Source organism: Rickettsia sp. (genome assembly GCF_965035265.1).
Window position 1 is genome coordinate 1 of sequence record NZ_CBCDJS010000005.1, and the last position, 26,082, is coordinate 26,082.

Below are 26,082 nucleotides of genomic sequence, written 5' to 3' on the forward strand. Positions count from 1 at the left end.
GATGGAGTTTGAACCTGAGAGAGAGGTAAACGCTGCACAATGTGCTTTGATATGCGTTTTGAGCGTACGGCTTTATATGCTCATGAAAACGGGTTTAAGGTTATAACTAGCTCGCTTGGTATTTCTAGATGGAAAGATATGAACCAAATTAATGAATCAGGAATTAGAGCCGCTTCTCATTATGATGGAATAACTTATTGGACTTATAATTGGCGTAAAGATGGTGGTGCTAGTAGGATGTATGAAATCGCTAAAGAAGAACATTTTTATAAGCAAGAATTTTGTGGCTGTACACCGTCACTCCGTGATACCAACAATTGGCGAGTAGCAAGCGGCCGTCCTAAGGTTGAGATCGGCAAGGAGCATTATTAGGATTTCTGTGTTATGTGTCATACCGCGACTTGATCGCGGTATCCATTTAAATACACAAATAATTTATATTGATTTTATTAGATACCGCGATCAAGTCGCGGTATGACAATGCATTTTCTATGAAAAAACTATCATTTCAGCAAATTATACTAACCTTGCAAAATTACTGGCAGGATTACGGCTGTGCAATATTACAGCCTTATGATGCACATGTCGGAGCAGGTACGTTTCATCCTGCAACGGTGCTTAGATGTCTTGGGACTAAACCTTGGTCCGTTGCTTACGTACAGCCGTCAAGAAGACCAGGGGATAGCAGGTATGGCATGCACCCTAATAGAATGCAGCATTATTACCAATTTCAGGTTATCTTAAAACCCTCTCCCGATAATATTCAAGATTTATACCTTAAGAGTTTAGAATGTTTAGGCATAGATTTAAAAACTCATGATATTCGTTTTGTTGAAGATGATTGGAAATCGCCGACCTTAGGGGCTGCCGGGCTTGGCTGGGAAGTATGGTGCGACGGTATGGAAGTATCGCAATTTACTTATATGCAGCAAATTGGCGGGATTGAATGTCGCCCCGTTGCCGGTGAAATTACTTATGGGTTAGAGCGGCTCGCGTTATACATTCAGGGGGTTGATGAAGTAAAAGAGCTTGATTGGAATGGGCAAGTAGGAGAAAAAGCTTTAAAATACGGAGAAGTCGATTTTGAGGCTGAAAGACAATTTTCAAAATATAATTTAGAGCTTGCGAATAGTGAAATTTTATTGCGGCATTTCAAAGATAGTGAAGAGGAATGCAAAAGACTAGTTAACGGAGATGTCCCGTTAGCTGCTTATGATGAATGCCTTAAAGCAAGCCATGTGTTTAATCAATTAAATGCACTTGGGGTAATTAGCGTAACCGAGCGTGCTTCTTATGTTTTAAGAGTGCGTCATTTAGCAAAAATTTGTTGCACAAAATGGTTGGAGATGAACGAGTGAGTGAATTATTATTAGAGTTATTTAGTGAAGAAATACCAGCATTAATGCAAAAAAATGCTGAAGAGGGTTATTTAAACATATTCACGAAAATTTTTGAAGAAAACGAAATATTCGCAAAAGTACAAGTATTTGCGGGGCCTCGCAGGATAACGCTGCATGCTACCCACTTGCCAAAGGTAACTTTACCAAAAGAAGAAGAAATTAAAGGACCGAGCATAGATGCTCCGGAAGCCGCTATTAACGGATTTTGTAAAGCTCATAATGTTGGCAAATTAGAGCTTTCTACTAAATTAATTAATAATCAGCTATATTATTTCTTGATAAAAAAAACAGAAGAAAGAGAAATAAAAGAGATTCTACCGGAAATTATCGTAGAGGCTATTAATAAATATAGCTGGGCGAAATCAATGTTTTGGGGCGATTACAAAATAAAATGGATTAGACCTCTGCGTAACATTTTATGTATGTTTGACGGCGAAATATTACCGCTGCAATTTGGGCATTTAACCGCTAATAATATTACGTATGGGCATCGTCTAACTGATAATAAAAAATTAGAAATAACAAATTTTGAAGATTATAGAAATAAGCTTTTAGAAAATCATGTTATTTTAGAAAGAACAAAGAGAGAAGAAATAATTAAGACCGGCTTATTGGAACTGGCAAATTTTCATGATTTAACTATAAAAGAAGATGCACGTTTAATAGAAGAAGTAGCGGGGCTTACTGAATTTCCTGTTGTATTACTTGGAAAAATACCGCAGAAATTCTTAGAACTACCTAAAGAAGTATTAATTTCCTCGATGCGTACGCATCAAAAATATTTTTGTCTATTCGATAAAGCGGGAAATTTTGCCCCGTATTTTCTCTTTGTCAGTAATGGTAGATTTGCCAATAGTGAGTTAATTGTACAAGGTAATGAAAAGGTATTATCTGCAAGACTTTCCGATGCTGTATATTTCTATAAACAAGATATCTCTAAAACTTTAGGATCAAATTTAGACAAGCTGCTAGCAGTAACATTTCATGCAAAGCTTGGTAATTTGAAAGAAAAAATTGATCGTATAATCAAAATTTGTGATTATATAGCTCCAAATAATAAAGATTTAATCACGGCGGCGAAAATTTGCAAGAGCGATCTTGTTTCTGAAATGGTCGGGGAATTTCCTGATTTGCAAGGTATTATGGGTTATTATTATGCAAAGCATGAAGAGCTAAATGAAGAAGTAGCTACGGCAATTAGAGACCATTACAAACCGCAAGGTCTAAGCGACAATGTACCAAGCGGAAATGCCGCGTTGCTTGGACTAGCTGATAAAATAGATAGTTTAGTAGGTTTGATGATAGCAGGCGAAGCTCCGACAGGTTCAGGCGATCCCTATGCCTTAAGGCGTCAAGCCCTTGGTATAATAAGAATAATACTTGAAAATAAATTAGAGTTACAACTTACTGATTTAATTAGTTTTTCCATAAGCTTATATAAAGACTCATCTGATAAAGATAAGGATTTAATAATATCCTTCATTGAAGAAAGAATAAAATTCTATTTCAAAAATAATTATGATATTTCATTAATTAATGCAGTTCTTGACTTAAATTTAGTAGATACAAAATTTAAGCTTGATGCGTTAAAAGAATTTTTAGCAGAAGATACAGGAAAGGAATTATTAAATGCCTATAAACGAGCAAATAATATAATCAGCGATCAGAAAATTACTGGCTTAGTTGATGCGAGTCTTTTTAGTACACAACCTGAAAAAGAATTATTTGAAGTGATGCAAAAAATTTCTCCGCAAGTTACAGATAGTATATCAGATAAAGATTACAACAAAGCCTTAAATTTATTATCGTCTCTATTAACTCCAATTACTAGCTTTTTTGATAATGTACTAGTTAATGATCCTGATTCAAAAATTGCAGGGAATCGGTTGTTATTACTGCAAGATATTTGTAATTTTTTTGATAAAATAGCTAAGTTTAACCGTTTATAATTGAAGCTTTCCTATGTCATTCCCGCGAAAGCGGGAATCCAGAAAAAAGCGAAATTATTTGAGCTTTTAATTTTAAAAATTTAGTGTTTTTATACTTTTAGTGACTGGATTCCCGCTTCTGTGGGAATGACATAGAGAAGCAGATATATAACAAAACCAAAATAACTAAATTAATGATCAGTAAAGCTATTGAATATATAAAATCAGGTAAAGTAGTAGTATTCCCAACCGAAACAGTTTATGGAATCGGAGCGGATGCTACTAATAATGAAGCTTGTTTAAAGATTTTTCAGTTTAAAAATCGCCCTGCTATCAATCCGCTTATCGTGCATGTCTTCTCCATAGAGCAAGCAAAAAAAATAGGAGAGTTTAACGACTTAGCCGCAAAAATAGCAGAAAAATTTTGGCCTGGACCATTATCTATAGTTGTGCCTTTAAAAGAGAGTGCAAATATTGCTCCTAGCGTAACGGCAGGACTTAATACAATAGCACTTCGGGTACCGTCTTACCCTGTAGCATTAGAGCTTATTAGACAATCAGGCGTACCTATAGCCGCCCCAAGTGCTAACCCCTCAAACTATATTAGTCCGACTAACGCTGAGCATGTCACGAAACACTTTTCGGAAAACGCTGAAATTTTTATTTTAGCACCTGAAATCTATCAATCTGAATATGGGCTAGAGTCAACGATAATTGATGCTACAACGACTAACCCTACTATACTTAGAGAAGGGTTTATAACTGCTGAAATTTTAGAAGAGTTACTTGGGGTAAAAGTTTTAAAAGCATCAGAGACAAGTGCTATAAAAGCTCCAGGTATGCTTGCAAAACACTATTCACCAAAAGTACCGGTTAGGCTAAATGCTATAAATTTAGAAGATAAAGAAATTGGCTTAAATTTTGGTAATAGCAATCTTACTGGAAGATTTTCATTAAATCTAAGTACTAAAGGTGATCTTATAGAAGCTGCTGCAAATCTTTATTCATATTTAAGAATACTTGACGATTATGCCGCCTCTCATGATGCGTGCGGTATAGCTGTTAGCCCTATACCTCAAGCAAATATAGGTGCTGCGATTAATGATCGTCTAAAACGTGCCGCAAAATTATAAATTTCGGTATTCTGTTTGCATTAACAGCTTTCTGATGATATTTGGTAATTACATAATTATCATGCGAGGTTAGATAGTCATCTTTATTCATAATTTCAAAATTACCGTTCTGCTTTATTAGCTCTATTGCCTCATAAAAATAATTTTCGATATCGGAAGCAAATATTAAATTACCGTTATCTTTTAGCTTATCCTGTAAAATCTTAAGACGTTCTTTATTGAAAATGCGTTTCTTTTTTTGCTTATTTTTTATCCATGGATCGGGAAATAAAATATAAATTCCATCTAAACTATTATTTGGTATCTCATTTAATATTAAATCTAAATTATTAGGAAATAATAAAAAATTCGTGATATAGTCAAATGATTTGACTATATTCTGCTCAGCAGCAAGTTTTAAAACATTTGCAACTCCATTTAAATATACTTCTACCCCAATAAAAAGTGCATCAGGATTTAATCTGGCTTGATTAACGAAATGCTCACCCATACCAAAGCCTATTTCCAAAAATATTTTACGTTTTTCATCAATAAGCTTTTCTTTGGAAAATAAATATTTCGGTAGTTCGTTATCTAATAAATTTTGTTGCACTCCTGACAAGCTTTTACCGATTCGTCTTGCGTATGATCTATTTAAATTAATAGGAGAAATTTCTATTACTCTACTATGCGACTGCAAATCTTTATAAATATTATCTATATTATAACCGTAATCTAAAAAGATTTTGCTAACTTTATCTGCTTGATTAAAGCCTATTTCTAATATAATCTTACCGGTTGGTTTTAAGAATTGCTTGGCATTTTCAGCGATTATGCGGTAAGCTTGCAAGCCATCTTCTTCAGCAAATAATGCAAGGTGCGGTTCATGGTTCAGTGTCTCAAGTACCATTTCTGGTTTTTCGGTGTACGATATATATGGCGGGTTGCTAACTATAACATCAAATTTTTGATCCTTGATATTTTCAAACCAGTCGCTATGAATTATTTTTATACGATTACTTACTTGACGCTTCAGGGCATTATTTCTAGCAACTTCTATAGCATCAAGACTTATATCAGTTGCTACTGCCTTAGCGTTTGGTAGCTCACATAATAGGCTGATAGCAATACAACCGCTACCAGTACCGAGTTCTAGTATGTTGAAGAGTTTGTCATTGCGAGAAGACGCCATAAGCGTCGACGAAGCAATCTCAGGCAAAGTTCCTGAGATTGCCACGCTCCTTTTAGTCGCTCGCAATGACGGTTTGAGTAAACCTAGAACTATTTCCACCAACAATTCTGTATCACTTCTTGGAATTAATACATGTTTATTAACTATAAATTCACGTGAGTAAAATTCTTTAACACTAGTAATATAAGCTATCGGTTCATGCTTTAATCTTCTCTCTAACAGTTTTTCAAAAGCTTCTACCTCTGACTGATTTAACTGCTCATCAAGGTTAATGAGCAAATACTCAATAGGTTTATTTATAACATGCTGTAGTAAAATTCGTGCTTCTAATTGCGGTGAATTGATGCTTATTTTATTTAATTTATCTGTAGCGTTACTAAGAATTTGCTTTATGGAACATTGCATAAAATATTTTTAACTAATTATCTCTTCCATATCTCTTGGCAGCTCACAAGAAAATTCCATAATCTCATTACTAGTCGGATGAGTAAAGCTTAAATACCACGAGTGCAGGGCCTGACGTTTAAAATCAATTAATTTTGCTTTGAGTTCGGGTAGGGAATGAGCAATTTTTCGGTCGTTATTGCCATAGGTTTGGTCACCGACTACTGAATGCTTTAAGTGGCTTAGCTGTACCCTGATTTGATGAGTTCTACCAGTACTAAGACTGCATTCCACCATACTAATAGTACCGCCGTAAAACAGCTCTAGAGTCTTGTAATGTGTAACGGCTTCTTTACCGCCATATTTTAATATGGTCATTTTTTGGCGGTCTATTCGGCTGCGACCTATATTATTTTTTATTGTTCCTTCTAGCGGATTAACAACCCCCCAAACTAACGCTTTATATTTTCGTACTACTTGTCTTTGCTCTATCTGATTTGCAAGCAACATATGGGCTTTATTATTTTTAGCAACCACCATCAAACCTGAAGTATCTTTATCTAAACGATGCACTATTCCGGGTCTTTCCGATGAACCTATATCCGATAAATTTTTGGTATGATAAAGTAAGGCATTAACTAGTGTATCGTCATGATGACCAGCACCTGGGTGTACCGTCATACCGGCAGCTTTGTTAATTACTATCAAATCATCATCTTCATAGATTATATCAAGCGCTATATTTGCTGCTGCAATTTTTAGTTCTTCAGGTTCTTTGAAAGAAAATAATATAACATCATTCTCCTTGACCAAAATGTCAGAATCAGAAATAATTACATCATTAACTTGTACGCAAGAACTCTTAATAGCTTTTTGAATTTGATTTCTTGAGACATTTTCAAGAAGCAATGATAGAGCTTTATCAAGCCTTATGCCGTTCAGTTCGTGCGGTACGGAATGTTTTAACATATTTTATTTTAAGATAATGAATAATACGCTTAAATGGTTAAGTGCAATCGGTGTTGAATATTGTTGCTACGAGCATCTGCCGAAATTAAAAGTGAGCAATAATACCAAGCTAACCGAAAAGCCACAAGTAAAACTTATGCCTGAAGCAAAAATCAAATCCGATACGCACGATAACATAGTCAATTCAGTTGGATTCGGATACAAGGAGCAAGGAGCGAAGCCTATAACTAATAGGAGAACGACGAGCGACAATGTAGGTGAGTCCAAATCAATTGACTATATAACCTTAGCAAGAGCTCTTGCCGATAAAGCTAATAATATAGAAGAACTACGAAAATCTCTACAAGATTTTAATGGTTGTGAACTTAAGAAATTTGCTACTAACACTGTATTCGGTGATGGTAATCCAGAAGCTAAAATTATGTTAATAGGAGAAGCTCCGGGAAGTACCGAAGATTTGAAAGGAATACCTTTTTGCGGAGAAAGCGGAAATTTACTTGATAATATGCTGCATGCTATCGGGGTTTCACGAAAAAATAACGCTTATATTACTAATACGGTATTTTGGCGTCCTCCTGCTAATAGACAGCCGACGCTCGAAGAAGTCGATATTTGTAGACCTTTCGTTGAGAAGCATATTGCTCTTATTAATCCCAAGCTAATTATTCTAGTCGGTAGCACGGCTGCTACTAGTTTACTTGGAAAAAATTCGGGTATTACTAAAATTAGACAAGAATATTATTTTTATAGCAATAAATATTTATCTTCACCCATTCAGACTACTGCAATATTTCATCCCGCCTATCTACTACGCCAACCTACGCAAAAACGCACCTCTTGGTATGATTTACTCAAGATTAAGGAGTATCTTGTAAAGAATAATTTGGTAGCTAGCTAATCCTTAAATCTTTATTTTATGTAACTAATTTTAGTTGCTTGTATTAATAAATGATGCTACAATTATGTTATAATTAAAAAAATATTAAATTGAGTTCAATAGATAAACTTATTAAAAGATTGAAATCAAAGCCTAAAGACTTTACTTGGGATGAGTTAACTAGACTGCTAGGTAGTTTACATTTTGAAGAACTTACAACGGGTAAAACCGGTGGTTCTAGAAGAAAATTTATAATAAAAAAACGGCTTTAATTATTAACCTACATAAGCCTCATCCTAAACCAATTATAAAGCCATATTTAATTGAACAAGTAATTAAAAAATTAGAAGAAGAGGGACTAATATGATAAAAAACGATTTTATGAGTTATAAAGGTTATTTAGGATCAGTACATTTTGACGCTTCAGAAGAATTATTTTTTGGTAAAGTAGAATTTATAAGAGATTTAATAACTTATGAAGGCTCTGATGCTAAAACTTTAATAAAATCATTGCATGAAGCTGTGGATAGTTATCTAGAAGATTGTAATATAGCCGGTAAAATTCCCGATAAACCGTTTAAAGGTAGTTTTAATGTTAGAATAGAGCCTGAATTGCATAAAGAAGTAAGTTTATATGCTATGCAACACGGTGATACTTTGAATGGAATAGTTAAGAAAGCTTTAAATGAATATATTAAGTGTTAGAAGCTATCAAATTTAAAAGATGACTTAAATCTTCTTGAAATAACATATAATGTTATGCTAATATCAATTATTGTTATTCTAAAGGTAATATTATGAATATTTCTTTAACTCCTGAACTTGAAAAATATGTAAATAGACAGGTAGAAAGCGGCTTTTACCATTCTTCAAGTGAAGTTATAAGAGCAGCGTTACGTTTAATGGTCAAATCTGAAAATTTTTCTCAAAATGCTCAGTTTGAAAATTATAAAACATGGCTTAATCACGAAATACAGATTGGTTTAGACCAAGCTGCTGAAGGTAAATTAATTCCAGGAGAAAAAGCGTTACAAGATATTCGTGATTTTCGTAAAGCTTATTTAAAAAACAATGGTTAAAAATCAATTTATTTTAACTAGCCAAGCTAAACAAGATATCAAAGATATTTGGCTTTATATAACAAATGATAGTATTAGAGCAGCTGATAACGTACTAGAATGCTTGGAACAAGCTTTTTATAAATTAGCTAATAATCCTAACATAGGAAGTAAACGTGAAGATTTAACAAATAAACCCTTACGCTTTTGGATTGTATATAATTATTATATTATTTATGATCCTAATACCAGCCCTTTACAAATTTTACGTATTATAAGTTCGTATCGCAATATAGAAAATCTTTAAATCCTCATAAATAATAATTCATTTCTAATTTCCTTAAAGTAAGGTTATACTTACTGATGTATAAAAATAAGGTATATGTATATGACCAATGAAAATAATAATGACTCAGAGTTTGCTGAATTAAAAATTAGAGGAAAAATATTTAAATTACCTATACTTAAAGCAAGTATAGGTGAGGATGTAATCGATATAAGCAGGGTATCTGCAGAAGCCGATTGCTTTACTTATGATCCAGGCTTTATGTCGACTGCTTCCTGTAGATCCACGATAACTTACATAGACGGTGACAAAGGAATATTAAGGTATCGAGGATATGATATTAAGGATTTAGCCGAAAAGAGCGATTTTTTAGAGGTAGCATATTTATTGATTTACGGAGAATTACCAAGTAGTGAGCAGTATAATAATTTTACTAAAAAAGTTGCTGTTCATTCATTAGTGAATGAAAGATTACATTATTTATTTCAAACTTTTTGTAGCTCTTCTCATCCTATGGCTATTATGCTTGCAGCTGTCGGTTCTCTTTCGGCATTTTATCCTGATTTATTGAATTTTAAGGAAGCAGACTACGAACTTACTGCTATTAGAATGATTGCTAAGATACCTACCATCGCTGCAATGTCTTATAAATATTCTATAGGACAACCCTTTATTTATCCTGATAATTCGTTAGATTTTACCGAAAATTTCTTACATATGATGTTTGCAACGCCTTGTGAAAAATATAAAGTAAATCCGATAATAAAAAATACTCTTAATAAGATATTTATTCTGCATGCCGACCATGAGCAGAATGCTTCTACTTCAACAGTCCGAATTGCCGGTTCATCCGGAGCTAATCCTTTTGCTTGTGTTAGTACAGGGATTGCCTCACTTTGGGGGCCTGCTCACGGCGGGGCTAATGAAGCGGTAATAAATATGCTTAAAGAAATCGGTAGTTCTGAAAATATTCCTAAATATATAGCTAAAGCTAAGGATAAAAATGATCCCTTTAGGTTAATGGGCTTTGGTCATCGTGTATATAAAAACTACGATCCTCGTGCCGCAGTACTTAAAGAAACTTGTAAGGAAGTATTAAAGGAACTCGGGCAGCTAGATGGTAACCCGTTATTACAAATAGCAATAGAGCTTGAAGCTATCGCTCTTAAAGATGAATATTTTATTGAGAGAAAATTATATCCAAATGTTGATTTTTATTCGGGTATTATCTATAAAGCTATGGGTATACCATCGCAAATGTTCACGGTACTTTTTGCAATAGCAAGAACTGTAGGCTGGATGGCACAATGGAAAGAAATGCACGAAGACCCTGAACAAAAAATCAGCAGACCGAGACAACTTTACACCGGCTATGTACATAGAGAGTATAAGGGCATTCGGGAGAGATGAATTTTGGTATAATGCGTTTTTTGTCATACCGCGGCTTGACCGCGGTATCCAAAAAATGCAGAAACAACATACATTTTAAATTATTTTATAGATACCGCGGTCAAGCCGCGGTATGACACTAAGGCAAATATGAATTTTATTGATGAAGTTAAAATATATATAAAAGGTGGAAACGGCGGCAATGGTTGCGTTAGTTTCCATCGTGAAAAGTTTATTGACAGAGGCGGACCTGACGGTGGTGATGGAGGGCGTGGCGGTAGTGTTATTTTCACAAGTAGCCACCACCTTAATACGCTAGTAAATTATCGATATAAACAGCATTTTATTGCTGAAAACGGTGAAAACGGTAAGAGTTCAAATAAAAGCGGTAAATCAGGAAAATCGTTAGCTCTTGAAGTGCCAATCGGAACCCAAATCTTTTCAGAAGACGGCAATATATTATTGCATGACTTCACTGATGATGATCAAAGCTTTGAAATAATTAAAGGAGGAAGCGGCGGTCTTGGTAATAGCCATTTCAAAACATCGGTTAATCAAGCTCCGAGAAAGCGTACAGAAGGGGAAATTGCTGAAGAAATGTGGATTCATTTAAGCTTAAAACTGCTCTCTGATGTTGGGCTTGTAGGTCTTCCAAACGCTGGTAAATCTACTTTTTTATCTGTTGTAACGGCAGCTAAGCCTAAAATTGCCGATTATCCCTTTACTACTTTAGTGCCGAATCTTGGAGTGGTGTATGTTGATGATGAAGAGTTTGTTATAGCCGATATTCCTGGTTTGATTGAAGGAGCTCATCAAGGACACGGGCTTGGTGATAAATTCTTAAAGCATATAGAAAGATGTAATGTATTAATACATTTAATAGACGGTTCTAGTAATGATGTAGTTGCAGATTATAATACGGTACGCCTTGAGCTTGAATCATATTCCGATTATCTAAAAAACAAAATCGAAATCATATGTCTTAATAAATGTGATGTTCTTACCGATGAGGAAATACAAGAAAAAATAAATAAGTTGCGGGAAGTTACTAATAAAGAAGTTTTTCCTATCTCTACTTATACTAATACCGGAGTAAATAAAATAGTTAAGCTTGCTTTAGAGACTATAAAAACGCAAGAGTAATATCATAGTTGTTATGAGTAGGTTATTGTTGTGTGGATCGAAAAACCCGTCCAATGTCATACCGTGGCTTGACCACGGTATCCAGAAATGCAATTTAAGACACTAATATTATTAATAGTAATTTTTAATGTCACCCCCCGCAACTTGATTGCGGGATCTCAGGATACAGCCTGTGACACAAGATCCCGTGGTCAAGCCACGGGATGACACAAAAAAAGCACTGTATTCCTGTTTTTGTAAGAATGAAAAAAACGGTAAACTTTAAATCAAAGTAATGCGTTGTTCTTCTGCTTCTAGATATTTTTCTAGCTCTTCCTTAGCATATTTCTTTTCTTTAAGCTTTATTTCGTTATCAAAGATATATTGTACAGCTTTATCTTCTAAGGCAGGACCCTTAAGCCCCTCAATTGCTCTAGGATTGTTTTTATAAAAATCAAAAATCATATTTTTCTGTCCAGGAAAATTACGTGCTTGTTGCATAATAACTTTTCTTAAATCATCAGGCTCTAATTGCAAATTTTTAGATTTTGCATATTCAGCAAGTAGTAGACCTATTCGTACACGGCGTAATGCTAATTTATTATAATATTCTGTTATTTCTTTAGGGGATTTATCTTTAAATAAAGAATCGTCTTGTTCGTTTTTATCGGATTCAGATTTCAATATATCTTTTTCTTGAGTTAATAAAGATTCCGGTACATCAAAATCTAGTAATTTTTCTAACTTATCAAATAAGTTCATTTTCATTATAGTATTAATAGCTTCTTCTGACTCATTTTCTATTTGTTTAGTAAAATGTGTACGCAACTCCTCAAGGCTATTACTTTGGAATTTTTTAGCAAACTCATCATCAACAACGGTAGGTTCTGCAGTATGTACAGTTTTAATTTGTACTGCAAAGCGAGCATCCTTACCTGCTAAATCTTTAGCATGGTAATTTTCAGGAAAAGTAACATTAACATCTACCTCACTACCTGTTTTAGAACCTATTAATTGCTTCTCAAAACCGGGAATAAGTGCATTACTACCTATTACCACCTTAAAATCATTTAATTTACCGCCTTCAAAAGCTTCATCCTTAATATACCCGATTGCATCAATAGTAACCTGATCTCCGTCCTTTATTTTTACTTTACTTTCTTTGGTATAACTTTTTGTTAATGCAACAAGCTTTTCTAGCTGTTCTTCAACATCTTTAGGGCTTACTTCTAATTTTGGACGATTTATCTCGATTTTCTTTAAATCCGGGATAGTAACTTTAGGTAATAGTTCTATTTTTACAGTAAATTCTAAAGCTTTGTCGGGTTCATTTTGCAGCTCTTCAATTTTAGGTCTACCGATTATATTTAGATTATGCTCTTTAATAACGTGATTTACTGAATGGTTTATTCTTCTTTCTATTATATCATTTCTGACGGAAGTGCCGTATTTTTTCTTAACAATTGAAACTGGTACTTTACCGGCTCTAAAACCTGCTATTTTAACTTTTTTGGTTAAATCAAGCAATTCTTTTTGAATATCGTCATCTATCTCACTTAAAGGAGTAGAGATTTTTGCATAAAAATCCAATCCTTCGTTTTTTAATACGGTAATTCCCATTTTAATAATCCATTAATTCTATATATAGTTTGCTAATCAAAATAAACCAAAGAGCCAAAATATGCAATAGTTTTTATATACCGCCCCACTTGAAAAATTGGTGACAATGTCTTTGTAAGTCCTCGGATGCTGAACGTTTAGTATACGCTCTTTCCCTTCTCGGCTTACAGCTAGATTACTCTTTTTCAGGTTGAACTTCGTATATTATTTCACAGAAATAGAGAGTAAAAGCTTATTAAGCAATAAGATTTAAACGTACTTCTTCGTTCAATTCTTTAGCAGAAGATAATTCTATATCAAGTTTGGCAAATATCTGCACTAAGGCTATAGATAAATCATTGATCATTTTATCGGTATGAGCGGGAGTTGGGATGATTCGGAGGCGTTCCGTACTTCGTGGTACGGTTGGAAAATTGATATGTTGAACGTAAATGCCATATTCATTAAGTAGCATATTTGAGGCTTTAGCTGCTTTGATCGGATCGCCGATAATTATCGGTACTATATGACTTTCATTTCTTAAATAAGGTATATTAAAACGTTCAAAAGAGTTTTTAAGCTTTGCAACTACTTCTTGATGCTTTATGCGTTCGTCATTTGATTCTTTGAGATGTCTAATACTATGTGTTGCAGCAGCAGAAATTACCGGAGGCAATGAAGTAGTAAAAATAAACCCTGCAGCAGTTAGTCTTATAGCATCGACTAAATTATGATTGCTAGTGATATAACCGCCGATAGTGCCGTATGCTTTGGCAAGCGTCCCTTGAATAATATCGATTTGCTCACTACAATTAAGAAGCTTTGCAATACCGCCACCATGCTTACCGTATAAACCGACTGTATGAACCTCATCGATAAAGGTTAAAGCATTATATTTTTTGGCTAAATTAATTATATCTTTAATAGGCGAAAAGAAACCATCCATAGAGTAAGCTGATTCAAAAACAATAATTTTCGGTTTATTAATATCAACTAGTTGTAATAATTCTTCTAAATGCTTAACATCTAAATGTCTATATATGTATTTTTCGGCTCTAGAACTTGTAATACCAGCAATAATAGAGGCATGATTTAACTCGTCGGAGAAAAATACTATATCCGGCATAATTTTAGCAAGTGTTGCAAGCGTTGTATCATTTGCAACAAAACCGGAGGTAAAAGCTAAAGCTGCTTCTTTGCTATGCAAATCTGCAAGTTCTTTTTCAAGCTCAAGAATGGCGGTATTATTACCGCCGATATTACGGGTTCCGCCTGATCCAACACCGTATTTTAGCAAAGCATCTATAGAAGCTTGCATTACTTTTGGATGTTTACTCATACCCAAATAGTCATTAATGCACCACATGACTATTTGTTTATCTTCATGCTCTGCAAAAGGAAAATTATCGGCTTGTCTTTTTAAGGCCTTAAATTCTCGATATCTTCCTTCACTTTTGATCTTATCTATATGCTTGCTAAATATAGTATCGTAATAAAACATTTTCTCTATGTCATTCCTGCGAAAGCAGGAATCCATTTTATTATTTTTTTTCTAGATACCGTGGTCAAGCCACGGTATGACAGTGGATACCCAAACTCACGTTTGCAACCATTCTATATTAAAATTAAAGAAGTTTAAAGTTATAATATGGCTTTTTGTACAATATCGTTTAATCTCTTTGAAAAAGCACCGGTATCAGCGACAGGTTCACCCTCTAAAATACAGGCTTGATCAAATATTAGATTAACTAACTCTTCGTTATTTTTATTATTTGCTTTTAAGTCATTAAAGATTTTTTCTACAATTTTATTTTTAGGGTTTAGTTCTAAATTTTTAGCAGAAGCAGTAGTAATTTGCTTTTGCTCTATTAAAAACCTCTCCATCCGAATATCCATAGCAGACTCGCCAACTGCAAGACAAGCAGGGCTTGAAGTAAGTTTTTTGGATATCTTAACTTCTTTAACTAGCTCCCCTAATGTATCCTTAAAATAATCGGTTAGTAATGTATACTCATCATCTGTTTTTGTATTGTCTTTATTTTTTTCTTCAGATGACGAACTAGTTTGCTCTACATCAATATCGCTTCTTGTTGCTGATTTAATAGCATGTCCTTTATATTCGCTATTAACATTTACCCAAAAATCATCGACTGTATCGGTAAAAAGTAATACATCGATATTTTTACTTAATAGTCCTTCGATTTGTGGGCTTGCAAGTAATTTATCGGGATTATCGCCGCTTAAATAATATATAGTATTTTGCCCCTCTTTAAAATTCGCTATATATTCGTCAAGACTGATCATTTTATTATGCAATGCACTTCTGAATATACATACCTCTAATAATTTTTCATGATCGGTGGTAGCCTCACATAAACCCTCTTTTAAAGCACCGCCGAAATTAGCCCAAAACTTATTATACTCTTCAGGTAATTCTTCTTTCTTTTTCTTAAGTTCGCCAAGCACTTTTTTTGTAATAGCATTTTTGATTTTCTCAAGTACGCTATTATGCTGCAATGATTCACGGCTAATATTTAGCGGCAAATCTTCTGAATCAACTACGCCTCTCAAGAATCTTAAATATGATGGGATTAAGTCTATATTCTCATCGGAAATAAATACTCTTTTGATATATAATTTTACTCGTCTTTTGTGATCAGGATGGAATAAATCAAATGTTTTGCTTGAGGGGATGAAAAGCAGATTAGTAAATTCTATAGCTCCCTCATTTTTATTATGCAGGGTAACCCATGGATCATCTATGGCGTAAGATAAGCTTTTATAAAATTCTTTGTATTGTTCTTCTGTGATTTCTGATTTCGGTCTTGTCCATAATGCAGATGCGGAATTTAGTTGTATTTCATTATTACCGGCTTCATCAAAGAAATATATCGGTACTGCTATATGATCGGAATAGCTTTTAACAATATGTTTTAACCTGAAATGATCAAGAAATGTATCTTCTTCCTTTTTAACATGTAAAACGATTTCCGTACCTCTTGTGAATTCTTTATCCGAATCTGAGACGGTATATTCACCTAGTCCATCTGATTCCCAAACATGGACTTTATCTTCCCCTGCTTTTCTTGAAGTGACAAGAACTTTATCGGCGATCATAAAGCTTGAATAAAACCCGACGCCAAATTGACCGATTAGCATATTATCTTTTTTAGAATCACCGGAGAGGCTTTTAAGGAAATTTGCCGTACCTGATCCTGCAATAGTACCAAGATTCTCAATCAAATCCTCTTTATTCATACCTATGCCGTTATCACGGATAATAATTTGTCCGTTATCTTTATCTACTTTAACCGTAATTTTAAAATTGCTATCACCTGCTACTAATTCACTATTACTTTGAGATAAATAACGTAATTTATCGCAAGCATCCGAAGCATTGGAAATTAGCTCTCTCATAAAAATTTCTTTATTACTATAAAGAGAGTGAATCATTAAATTTAAAATCTTGCCGACTTCGGCGTCAAATTTCTTTTTTTCTTGTGTCATATTAAACCAATCATAAATTCTTGTTTTTAGCTTTGTTACTAGGTCAGTTTTTTCGTCATTGCCGCTCGGCATTGTTGCGTGGATAGGTTTATCATTTGTCATCCCGCGACTTGATCGCGGGATCCAGTTAAAAATACTAATATTATTAGTATTTTTTATTATTTTTATGGACCCCGTGGTCAAGCCACGGGGTGACACAGTGGGTTTTACCGATCCACGCAACAATACCTTGCCGCACTCACTTCGTTCGTTCGCAATGATGATGTTGGTACTGTAACAAAACTCTATTTATTTAATATAGGAATTAATAATCAAATTTAAATAGTTTTCGTCAATATTTTTTATTAATATCGTTTTTAAGCTATTAGTATGACCTTTAATAATTTCTATATTATTTCGTGATAATTTCCATTCTTTTGCTAAGTAATTTATTATTTCTTCATTAGCTTTACCTTGCTCCGGTACTGCTTTTATAGATAATTTTAGATATGGAATATTGTTAATAATTACAAAATCGCTAATTAGATTCAGTTTAGAATTAGGCTTTACTTTAAGACTAAGTAAAGCATGATGTGAAGAAGAATTGTAATTGTAGAATTTATCCATGAATATTTTTTACCACATTTGCTTATATTATTTCTAATAAAAAAAGAATCCTTGAAAAATTTTGCTTAAACTGATATAAAGTTTACCGTAAATGTTTAGCACCCTTAGCTCAGCTGGATAGAGCAACAGATTTCTAATCTGTGGGTCAGAGGTTCGAATCCTTTAGGGTGCGCCATTCTTCATTTTTCGATAAATATCGATTGTCCTTAAGTAACTGCTGAATCTTTTACAAACTAATAAACCAAGATTATAGTTGCTAGAATGCCAAATAATTAAAAGTTTTAATATACTTAAAGTTAAGAAGCTATTTATTATTGCAATTTTTTAATTTTTGTTTTTAATTATAATCAACTATTATTAATATAAATAAAATAACTTTTTATGGAAGATTTAAGTTCTTGGAAAGAAAAGTTTGAAATTTGCGTTTATGCTAAAAAATTACTTGATAAAGTTGAATATTTAAACACTAAGGTAAAAAATCCCGTTGATATAGAGGAAGTTAAAAAAGGCATTTTCTATGCTCGCAAATATCATGGCTCACAAATGCGTCAATCAGGCGACCCTTACTATTCACACCCGATTGAAGTGGCGATTATGCTAGCTGCATTTGCGGCAGATGAAGCTCCTAAGCTTTATACTGCTATTATGCTGCAAGCTGCACTACTTCATGATACTATTGAAGATACAGAACTTACCGAAGAAATGATCATCAAGATTTTTGGCAAAGAAGTAGCAAATCATGTAGAGGGCTTAACTAGGGTTAAATCTTACGGAAAAATTAGTGCCGAAGAAAGCTTAAACCTATTAATTAAGCAAAAAAGATATGATACCGCACTTATAAAATTATTTGATCGTATTCATAATGTACAAACATTAGCAGCTAAGTCGCCTGAGAAACAAATAAAAATTCTTGTGGATACTTTAAAAAATTTCATAATTTTAGCTACTTATCTAGAATTATTTGAAGTTGAGGCAAAATTAACAAGATATTGTCTTCAAATAAGTTCTCTTAAGTCAAACTTACAGTCTTCTCAAACTGATCAGAATTCAGACTTACAGACTTATTCCTCTCTAACTTTTCAAAATGATTCACCCCTAATGCGAAGCCTATACTGGCTAAAACCATTACAATAATGAGTCCCCAATGATCGATATCTAAATATATCAAACCAAATGAGGTAATAACATATACAAATGCACGTGATAATGCATGGATTAGGCTTACACTAATATAACGTTTAAATATAGGAAAATGCTTAAAAAAGATAGGAACACCTATCATACGACTAGTACCAAAAGAAATAATAGCCATTTGAATTAATAATAAATCAAAAGGAGTAGTTGCTTTATAAATTAAATATGGGCAAACTAAAGCAAAACCAAAGAATATAGTGTTTAGTGTTTTAAGTATTTTTAGAGGGTGTATCCTATAGCTCAAGTAGCTTATTATAATTAAACTTCCTACTTCAGCAACAGATACGTAAAAATTTTGATGAATTACTTCCTCGGTACTGTAATTAAAAGAATTTTTAAGAATATCGCCGCAGTAAATATAAGCCACATAAAAACATAATGGCCACATACAATCTATAAATAATAAAAATAGTGATGTTAATTTATTCACGTTTTCGTTATATATAGGATTCTTTAAAAGAACATTAGGATCTTCATCTACTTGATTAAATATATTGGCCAGGCGTCGTTTTGCATTTACAAATTCAGGAGTTTCTCGTAAAGTAGTTCTTGCCGCCATTCCTATTAAAGCAATACCTGCCCCAATCCAAAAAGCTAACCTCCAATTAAATCCATAAGAAGTAACTAAAGCTGCAAGCCCTAAAGCGGCAGTCCCTCCAAGTACTGAAAAGACTCCAATTAAGCCTACTACTTGATAACTTTTTGGAGGCTTTATAGTTTCGGTAAAGTAAAGCTCTACTCCTATTACTTCACCGATTGAAGACATACCTTGTAGGATACGACATATTATTACAATTATTGAAGCAGTAATACCGATTTGAGCATAAGTCGGTAGGTTAGCAATCATTAGACAAGAAATTGCCATTATTGAAGTGGTAATAATAACTGTAGATTTACGTCCTGTACGGTCTCCTATCCAACCAAAAATAAGGGCCCCGATGGGACGCACAATAAAAGGAGCAGAAAAGGAAAAAGCTCCTAAAAGAGCAGCAGAATAAGGGTTGTTAGTTGGAGCAAAAAATATTTCGTTTAGAAATACTCCCATATGAATATATAGCATAAAATCTACATATTCTAGAAATGTGCCTATAGATAGTAGACCTATTGCTTTCTTTTGCTCTTTAGTTAAACTTCTTTGTTCTTCTTCGTAGCCTAGCATAATTTTTGTATAAGAAATTAAATTATAAAAAAACTTATACTGTTTTATATAAAAGTCAATGGGAGATTTCGCCTTGTATGATAGATAAAAAATAAAGTACAACTTTTACTAATATTTGTTGCTATATTTCCTACACAATACCTTTCGCTCAAAAATATCTAAAAATACAAATAATTTGATTTTCTTTCACAGAACCTAATTACAAATCAAAGGAATATCTAATATATTAGACCAAACTTTATCCCAACCTTTCGCGTGAGAAATATTAGGAAAAGTTTGCTTTTTTACACACGGTGAGTTGCTTGTTTTTACGTAAAGTTCTGCTATGAAAGGCGAGACTCTTTTGTCATCCATGCCGGAGAGATGTAATTGAGGGATATTATTAACCTGCTTTGCATAATTTATTGGGTTTAAAGATTTAACTAAGTAACCGCGATAATTATGATGTTTGTCAAACTTTTCAGTATCTAAATTACCGGCAATCGTTATAATATCTCTCACATTACTATTTTGAGCGGCAATTAATATTGTAAGCCCACCGCCTCCTGAAAAACCGACTAAGCTAAATTTCTGTCCGTTATTAACGGTATTTATGACGTTATTAATTGAATTTACGACTTCTTGGTTCATTCTCTTATCTAACCAATAATCACTAATACATTTTGGGTTCATTTCTAAAGGGGTATATTGACAAGGCCTTGCTACATAAACAACATTCGGTCTTTTATCTATTGTAGCAAGCTTCAAGAGCATAGGATTAACAGGAGTAGGGTTGTCGGAATTAGCAGATCCATCCGCAAGATGTCCGTCTCCCTCAATATAGAACACAAAAGGTAAGTGACTAGCGGTAATACGCTGATAAGTCGTAAGAGTAAAATCACCTCCGTTTACTAGCTGCATCTGAAAGTTATTTTGAGTTGCTATATCTTGTGAATGCTTTACCCTACTAGCAACATCATGAGTAGTAGAACACCCTGAAAGAAATATTGGTATTAAAAATATTATTGCCCAAATAAAATTTTTCATTACTACAAAGGTTTAAAATTGTTGATAAGTTTTTCTAAATTTCTAGTCATAACAATATCAATTTGTCCTGAAGATTTTAACGCTTCATCTGTTAATTCTTTTAAACCACCGCTTAAAGTAATTTGAACAATCTTATAATTTCTAGAACGCCAAAACTTTAAATAAGTATCTATATCTTTCATCCAAAATGGTGACCATTCTTGGAAAACAATTAAGTTCGGAGAACGATCAATTAATTTTTGAGCTCCATAAACAGCATTTTCTTCAGCACCTTCAATATCCATTTGTAAAACATCAATAGCTCTAATTTCATTTATAGAATCAATACTAACTGCTTCAACCGTTATTAATTGTTCTAAATTTTCATTTTTATCTTCTTCTGATGTGATAATATGAGCTCCACCTACATTTCCTAAAGCTTTTGCTATAAAAGCAACATTAGTATTACTTGAAAAAGCTGCCTTAGGATATAAAGTAACATTTTCTGCATTGTTTAAAAATAAATTTGTACGCAAAAACTTTAAGATTTTAGGATTTGGCTCAAAAATAAAAACTTTTCCATCTTTACCTATTAATTTGCTTATTAGAGTTGCATGAATACCTATATGTCCTCCCAATACTAGAACCTTATCTTTAGGTTTTAGTATTTGCGATAATACATTTTGAACATGTGGTTCCCATTGTTTATCAGAAAGTACGTGATGATTTATTATATCATCTCCGTTCATTAACAATATATCCAAATTATTCTTATCTTTAATAAGAAATCCAGTATATTTAGATTTTTCAGCCTGAATTATCGAATTATAATATACATCTTTCTGTTTAATTTTATAAATAAGAAAAATACTACTTATGGCATATAAAACTGTTAAGCTAATTATTAGTATATATCGTCTCATAAAAATATTTAGAATATTAATTTTTTGAGATTTCTAAAACGGTATTTCGTCGTCTAGGTCGCTATGATCAAAAGAAGATGGACCTTTATGCTCAGAATGTTTATATTCGCTATGCCCTGAATCCTGAGTATGATTATTAGAGTTTTTACTATCTAATAATATTAATTGTGAATTAAAGTTTTGTAATACAACTTCCGTGGTATATTTTTCTTGACCTGAATTATCATTCCACTTACGGGTTTGCAATGAACCTTCAATATATAATTTACTGCCTTTTGTAACATAGCGTTCTACAACAGATACTAACCCTTCGCTAAATATTACTACTCTATGCCATTCGGTTCGTTCTTTTCGTTCTGCGGTGACACGATCTTTCCAAGTTTCGGTTGTTGCTAAGGAAAGATTAATGATTTTTTTTCCTTCACCTGTAGTTCTAATTTCAGGATCACGCCCTACATTACCTATTAATATTACTTTATTTAAACTACCTGCCATAGATTACTACCTATTTTAAAATATTATTATTGCAATAATAAAATAAAAGAGCCTATAATACTACAGGTTTTTTAAAAAATATCTCAAAAATTTTGTAGTGAAGTGATTATGAACCAAGAATATATTAAGGTACGCGGTGCTAAAGAGCATAATCTAAAAAATATAAATGTTGATATTCCAAGGAATAAATTTGTTGTTATCACCGGTCTTAGCGGTTCAGGCAAGTCTTCTTTAGCATTTGATACTATTTATGCAGAGGGACAAAGGCGATATGTTGAAAGTTTATCTTCATATGCAAGGCAATTCTTACATTTACAGAATAAACCAAATGTGGAATCTATTTCTGGATTATCACCTGCTATTGCAATTGACCAAAAAACTACTTCCAAAAATCCACGTTCCACGGTCGGAACTATAACGGAAATCTACGATTATCTTAGGTTATTATATGCAAGAGTTGGAATTCCGTATTCTCCGGCAACCGGTCTTCCAATACATAGTCAAACGGTTTCGGAGATGGTAGATATAATTAACGAACTACCTAAAGGTACGAAAATATATTTACTCGCTCCTATTGTTAGAGGACATAAGGGGGAGTTCAAACGTGAAATTATGAATTTGAAGAAGCAAGGCTTTCAGAAATTAATAGTTAACGGTGAAGCTTGTGAAATTGATGATTTACCAAAGCTTGATAAAAATAAAAAGCATAATATAGAAGTAATCGTTGATAGAATAGTTCTAGACGAAAATTTAGGTAATAGGCTTGCAGATAGCTTAGAGAGTTCATTAAATCTTGCTGAGGGCATTACTTATTTAGAAATTGTAGAATTACCGCCGGCAGTTAAGACTGAGTTTGAAAAAAATCAGCGTATTACTTTTTCTGAGAAATATTCCTGTCCGGTTTCAGGCTTTCAACTTATGGAAATCGAGCCGAGAATCTTTTCTTTTAACAGTCCTTTTGGAGCATGTCCTAAATGTGAAGGGATAGGTAAGGAATTTTTCTTTGATAGAGATTTAATTGTTCCGGATCAAAGAATTTCTATTAAAGACGGTGCAATAGTGCCTTGGGGTAGTACATCTTCTAAATTTATCCTAGAGACATTAAAGGCTCTCGCCGATCATTATAAATTTTCTATTGAAGTACCTTTTGTAAGTTTATCACAAAATGTTAAGGATATTTTATTTGAAGGTTCAGGAGAAGAGGCAATAAAGTTTGAATTTCACGACGGTTCTAAAACGCAAACAATAAAACAACCTTTTGCCGGAATAATACCAAGCTTGCAAGAAAAAGATCGTACTATAGAATCAGTTTTAATTAAAGAAGAACTCGCTAAATTTAAGTCGGAACATAAATGTACTGCTTGCTCAGGATATAGATTAAAAGATGAGGCATTATGTGTTAAAATAGCAGATTCTCATATAGGTGAAGTGGCAGGTATGAGTATTGCAGCCTTGCAAAAATGGTTTAATCACTTAGAAGAAAAATTAAATAAAAAACAACTATTTATTGCCGAGCGTATACTTAAAGAAATTACTGAGAGACTAAAATTCTTAATGAATGTCGGGCTTGATTATTTAACGTTATCAAGAGAATCAGGTACTTTATCGGGAGGCGAAAGCCAGCGTATCCGTCTTGCATCTCAAATAGGATCAGGGCTTAGCGGTGTTTTATATGTACTTGATGAGCCGTCTATTGGTCTTCACCAGCGTGATAATACAAGATTAATCGAAACACTAAAAAGGCTTAGAGATCTTGGTAATACCGTTTTGGTAGTCGAGCATGACGAAGAAACAATGTATGAAGCAGATCATATTATTGATATAGGACCGGGAGCCGGTATTCACGGCGGTCGTGTTATTGCTGAAGGGAATGCTGAAGAAATAAAGAATTTTGAAGAAAGTATTACAGGTAGATATCTAAGTGGTCGTCAAACAATCAAAGTGCCGTCTGAAACAAGAGTAGGGCATGATAATAGGGCAATTGAATTACTTGGAGCGGTTTCCAACAATTTAGAGAATGTTGATATCAAAATTCCGCTTGGTACTTTTACTGCTATAACGGGAGTATCAGGAAGCGGTAAATCAAGCTTGATGATTCATACTCTATATAAAGCGGCTTTAAAGCATTTAGAGCCTACTGCAAAAGTATTCCCAGGAAAATATAGAGAGTTAAAAGGACTTGAATATATTGATAAAATTATCGATATTAATCAATCCCCGATAGGTAGAACTCCTCGTTCAAACCCTGCGACTTATACAGGTGCATTTACCCATATTAGGGATTGGTTTGTGGAATTACCTGAATCAAAAGCTAGAGGGTATAAAGTAGGCAGATTTTCATTTAACGTTAAAGGCGGTAGATGTGAAGCGTGTCAAGGTGACGGGCTGATTAAAATAGAGATGCATTTTTTACCTGACGTATATGTAAAATGCGATATTTGTAACGGTCACAGATATAATAGGGAAACTCTTGAAATAAAATATAAAGGTAAATCTATTGCCGATATTTTGATGATGACGGTAGAAGATGCGATGCAATTTTTTGAAAAAATCCCATTAATATACGAAAAACTTATTACCTTAAATGAGGTAGGACTCGGTTATATAAAAATCGGTCAGTCTGCTACTACTCTTTCAGGAGGTGAAGCACAGCGTGTTAAGCTTGCTAAAGAATTATCAAGACGTTCAACCGGTAAAACACTTTATATACTTGATGAACCGACTACGGGCTTGCATATTGATGATATCAATAAATTGTTAAAAGTATTACATAAGCTTGTTGATATGGGCAATACCGTTTTAGTTATCGAGCATAATCTAGATGTTATAAAAACAGCAGATTATATTATTGATGTCGGTCCTGAAGGAGGTGACAAAGGTGGTAAGATAGTTGTGTGCGGTACTCCTGCCGTTATTGCTGCCTGCGAGGAAAGCCATACCGGTACATACTTAAAGCAATATTTGGAGTGATCTAATATAAATAGCAAGTTACTCTATGTAATTTGCTATTTGCTGTATTTCTAAATTATCCTTAACATTTACCTTTAATTACATTAAGAAAAATTAATTTAATTCTTGCTATTTTCTAAAAATTACCATATTTTATGGTTTTTGTAGAATAATTGTAAAAAGAGAAATTAATGAAAGATATAAATGTAGTTGGACAAGAATTTTTTGCTACTATTGAAGGAAATATAGATTCAATAATTAATTTATTTCCGCTGCAATATGAAAAGCAAAAAGAAGTTATTATATATGTAATTGACAATTTGCAGCATGATGAAATTCCAGTATTTCAAAAAGAGAGTACGATTCTATCTAAAGAAGAAAAGGAAGTATTTAATGAAGAAATAATGGATTTAAATGAAATAAAAAAAGGATTTTATAATTATATTAAAAATGATGATGTTAATATAAAAAAATTAGAAGAGATATGTAAAGAAGCAATAGAGAACATTATTTTAACAAAAATTGGATATAAAATTGATTTGCTTAATGATGTTGAATTATTACTTTTAAAATATGAATCTATCTCAATGAAAGATAAAGAAGAATTGCTAAAGGAATATGAGCAGGAGAAAAAATATATTAGTGAATTACAAAATACTCAGTCTATAGAAGAAAAGCAAAGAGTAATAAGTGATTATAAAAAATTTCTAGAAACACAACAAGAAGAAAATATCATAGTCTTAAAAAAACAGCAAGAAGATAGTCGCAAAGGAAAGCCAATGGTAATCCCCCCATTTTTAATCGCAGTAGAGAGTAGAGAGTTAAGCTGCTAAAGCTAATTTTTGTATTGGCGTTATACCGCTTATAGCCATATTTGGTCTTTCGTTATTATAAGACCAAAGCCATTTAGTGGCAAGATCTTGTGCCT

The 26,082-nt window shown here is 33.2% G+C and carries 21 protein-coding genes, 1 tRNA gene and 4 pseudogenes; 16 read left to right on the forward strand and 10 right to left on the reverse strand.

Annotation, left to right across the window (positions count from 1 at the left end; translation table 11 throughout):
* From AC1Z7D_RS00835 to AC1Z7D_RS00850, 4 genes and pseudogenes are all read left to right on the forward strand, one after another.
* Positions 1-372: pseudogene (locus tag AC1Z7D_RS00835) on the forward strand (epoxyqueuosine reductase QueH); the annotation flags it as partial.
* 119 nt (positions 373-491) lie between these two features.
* Positions 492-1,358: a glycine--tRNA ligase subunit alpha gene (locus tag AC1Z7D_RS00840; protein ID WP_482601298.1), complete on the forward strand. Its 867-nt coding sequence runs from the start codon at positions 492-494 to the stop codon at positions 1,356-1,358.
* On the forward strand, positions 1,355-3,349 hold the full coding sequence (gene glyS, locus AC1Z7D_RS00845; protein WP_482601299.1) for a glycine--tRNA ligase subunit beta: 1,995 nt from the start codon (positions 1,355-1,357) through the stop codon (positions 3,347-3,349). Before AC1Z7D_RS00840 ends, glyS begins: the two co-directional genes overlap by 4 nt.
* A 161-nt stretch (positions 3,350-3,510) precedes the next feature.
* On the forward strand, positions 3,511-4,461 hold the full coding sequence (locus tag AC1Z7D_RS00850) for an L-threonylcarbamoyladenylate synthase (RefSeq protein ID WP_482601317.1): 951 nt from the start codon (positions 3,511-3,513) through the stop codon (positions 4,459-4,461).
* On the opposite strand, the gene trmB is transcribed toward AC1Z7D_RS00850, so the two are convergent.
* Both trmB and AC1Z7D_RS00860 read right to left on the reverse strand, forming a co-directional pair.
* Entirely contained in the window at positions 4,427-6,037 is a 1,611-nt protein-coding gene (gene trmB, locus AC1Z7D_RS00855) for a bifunctional peptide chain release factor N(5)-glutamine methyltransferase PrmC/tRNA (guanosine(46)-N7)-methyltransferase TrmB (RefSeq protein WP_482601300.1), read from the reverse strand. The genes AC1Z7D_RS00850 and trmB overlap by 35 nt on opposite strands.
* Before the next feature lie 9 nt (positions 6,038-6,046).
* Entirely contained in the window at positions 6,047-6,985 is a 939-nt protein-coding gene (locus tag AC1Z7D_RS00860) for an RluA family pseudouridine synthase (protein ID WP_482601301.1), read from the reverse strand.
* Between the two features lie 16 nt (positions 6,986-7,001).
* Between AC1Z7D_RS00860 and AC1Z7D_RS00865 the strand changes: the two are divergent.
* The 8 genes and pseudogenes from AC1Z7D_RS00865 to obgE form a co-directional block, all read left to right on the forward strand.
* Positions 7,002-7,124: pseudogene (locus AC1Z7D_RS00865) on the forward strand (uracil-DNA glycosylase); the annotation flags it as partial.
* Between the two features lie 135 nt (positions 7,125-7,259).
* A pseudogene (locus tag AC1Z7D_RS00870) lies at positions 7,260-7,883 on the forward strand (uracil-DNA glycosylase family protein); the annotation flags it as partial.
* A gap of 89 nt (positions 7,884-7,972) precedes the next feature.
* Positions 7,973-8,134 (forward strand): hypothetical protein, encoded by a 162-nt coding sequence (locus AC1Z7D_RS00875; RefSeq protein ID WP_482601302.1) that lies wholly within the window; start codon positions 7,973-7,975, stop codon positions 8,132-8,134.
* Positions 8,135-8,225: 91 nt separating this feature from the next.
* Positions 8,226-8,567 carry a type II toxin-antitoxin system HicB family antitoxin gene (locus AC1Z7D_RS00880; protein ID WP_482601303.1) on the forward strand — a complete coding sequence of 114 codons (342 nt, stop codon included), beginning with the start codon at positions 8,226-8,228 and terminating at the stop codon, positions 8,565-8,567.
* Between the two features lie 92 nt (positions 8,568-8,659).
* Positions 8,660-8,941: a type II toxin-antitoxin system ParD family antitoxin gene (locus AC1Z7D_RS00885; protein WP_482601304.1), complete on the forward strand. Its 282-nt coding sequence runs from the start codon at positions 8,660-8,662 to the stop codon at positions 8,939-8,941.
* Entirely contained in the window at positions 8,934-9,227 is a 294-nt protein-coding gene (locus AC1Z7D_RS00890) for a type II toxin-antitoxin system RelE/ParE family toxin (protein WP_482601305.1), read from the forward strand. Before AC1Z7D_RS00885 ends, AC1Z7D_RS00890 begins: the two co-directional genes overlap by 8 nt.
* A gap of 81 nt (positions 9,228-9,308) precedes the next feature.
* Positions 9,309-10,616: a citrate synthase gene (locus AC1Z7D_RS00895; RefSeq protein ID WP_482601306.1), complete on the forward strand. Its 1,308-nt coding sequence runs from the start codon at positions 9,309-9,311 to the stop codon at positions 10,614-10,616.
* A gap of 129 nt (positions 10,617-10,745) precedes the next feature.
* Positions 10,746-11,738, forward strand: a complete 993-nt coding sequence (gene obgE / locus AC1Z7D_RS00900; protein WP_482601307.1) for a GTPase ObgE — start codon at positions 10,746-10,748, stop codon at positions 11,736-11,738.
* Between the two features lie 261 nt (positions 11,739-11,999).
* Here obgE and tig read toward each other — a convergent pair whose 3' ends face one another.
* The 4 genes from tig to AC1Z7D_RS00920 form a co-directional block, all read right to left on the reverse strand.
* On the reverse strand, positions 12,000-13,337 hold the full coding sequence (gene tig, locus AC1Z7D_RS00905) for a trigger factor (protein WP_482601308.1): 1,338 nt from the start codon (positions 13,335-13,337) through the stop codon (positions 12,000-12,002).
* 235 nt (positions 13,338-13,572) lie between these two features.
* On the reverse strand, positions 13,573-14,817 hold the full coding sequence (gene hemA / locus AC1Z7D_RS00910; protein ID WP_482601309.1) for a 5-aminolevulinate synthase: 1,245 nt from the start codon (positions 14,815-14,817) through the stop codon (positions 13,573-13,575).
* A gap of 140 nt (positions 14,818-14,957) precedes the next feature.
* Positions 14,958-16,823: a molecular chaperone HtpG gene (htpG, locus tag AC1Z7D_RS00915; RefSeq protein ID WP_482601318.1), complete on the reverse strand. Its 1,866-nt coding sequence runs from the start codon at positions 16,821-16,823 to the stop codon at positions 14,958-14,960.
* 288 nt (positions 16,824-17,111) lie between these two features.
* A complete protein-coding gene (locus AC1Z7D_RS00920) occupies positions 17,112-17,429 on the reverse strand; it encodes an A1G_07140 family DUF167 domain protein (RefSeq protein WP_482601310.1) in 318 nt (105 codons plus the stop codon).
* Between the two features lie 98 nt (positions 17,430-17,527).
* Here AC1Z7D_RS00920 and AC1Z7D_RS00925 point away from each other — a divergent pair.
* Positions 17,528-17,604 (forward strand) — tRNA-Arg (locus AC1Z7D_RS00925).
* A gap of 206 nt (positions 17,605-17,810) precedes the next feature.
* The gene (locus AC1Z7D_RS00930) at positions 17,811-18,563 is read left to right on the forward strand and encodes an HD domain-containing protein (protein WP_482601311.1); all 753 of its coding nucleotides are present in this window, start codon (positions 17,811-17,813) and stop codon (positions 18,561-18,563) included.
* A 163-nt stretch (positions 18,564-18,726) separates the two neighbouring features.
* On the opposite strand, the pseudogene AC1Z7D_RS00935 reads toward AC1Z7D_RS00930, so the two are convergent.
* The 4 genes and pseudogenes from AC1Z7D_RS00935 to AC1Z7D_RS00950 all read right to left on the reverse strand — a co-directional run.
* Positions 18,727-19,782: pseudogene (locus AC1Z7D_RS00935) on the reverse strand (MFS transporter); the annotation flags it as partial.
* Positions 19,783-19,977: 195 nt separating this feature from the next.
* A complete protein-coding gene (locus AC1Z7D_RS00940; protein ID WP_482601312.1) occupies positions 19,978-20,808 on the reverse strand; it encodes an alpha/beta hydrolase family protein in 831 nt (276 codons plus the stop codon).
* A gap of 2 nt (positions 20,809-20,810) precedes the next feature.
* Entirely contained in the window at positions 20,811-21,710 is a 900-nt protein-coding gene (locus AC1Z7D_RS00945) for an FkbM family methyltransferase (RefSeq protein ID WP_482601313.1), read from the reverse strand.
* Positions 21,711-21,743: 33 nt separating this feature from the next.
* Positions 21,744-22,205, reverse strand: coding sequence for a single-stranded DNA-binding protein (locus tag AC1Z7D_RS00950; protein ID WP_482601314.1), 462 nt, complete (start codon positions 22,203-22,205; stop codon positions 21,744-21,746).
* Between the two features lie 108 nt (positions 22,206-22,313).
* On the opposite strand from AC1Z7D_RS00950, the gene uvrA reads away from it, so the two are divergent.
* Positions 22,314-25,175 carry an excinuclease ABC subunit UvrA gene (gene uvrA / locus AC1Z7D_RS00955; protein WP_482601315.1) on the forward strand — a complete coding sequence of 954 codons (2,862 nt, stop codon included), beginning with the start codon at positions 22,314-22,316 and terminating at the stop codon, positions 25,173-25,175.
* A 170-nt stretch (positions 25,176-25,345) separates the two neighbouring features.
* Positions 25,346-25,987 carry a hypothetical protein gene (locus AC1Z7D_RS00960; RefSeq protein WP_482601316.1) on the forward strand — a complete coding sequence of 214 codons (642 nt, stop codon included), beginning with the start codon at positions 25,346-25,348 and terminating at the stop codon, positions 25,985-25,987.
* Positions 25,988-26,082 lie beyond the last annotated feature (95 nt).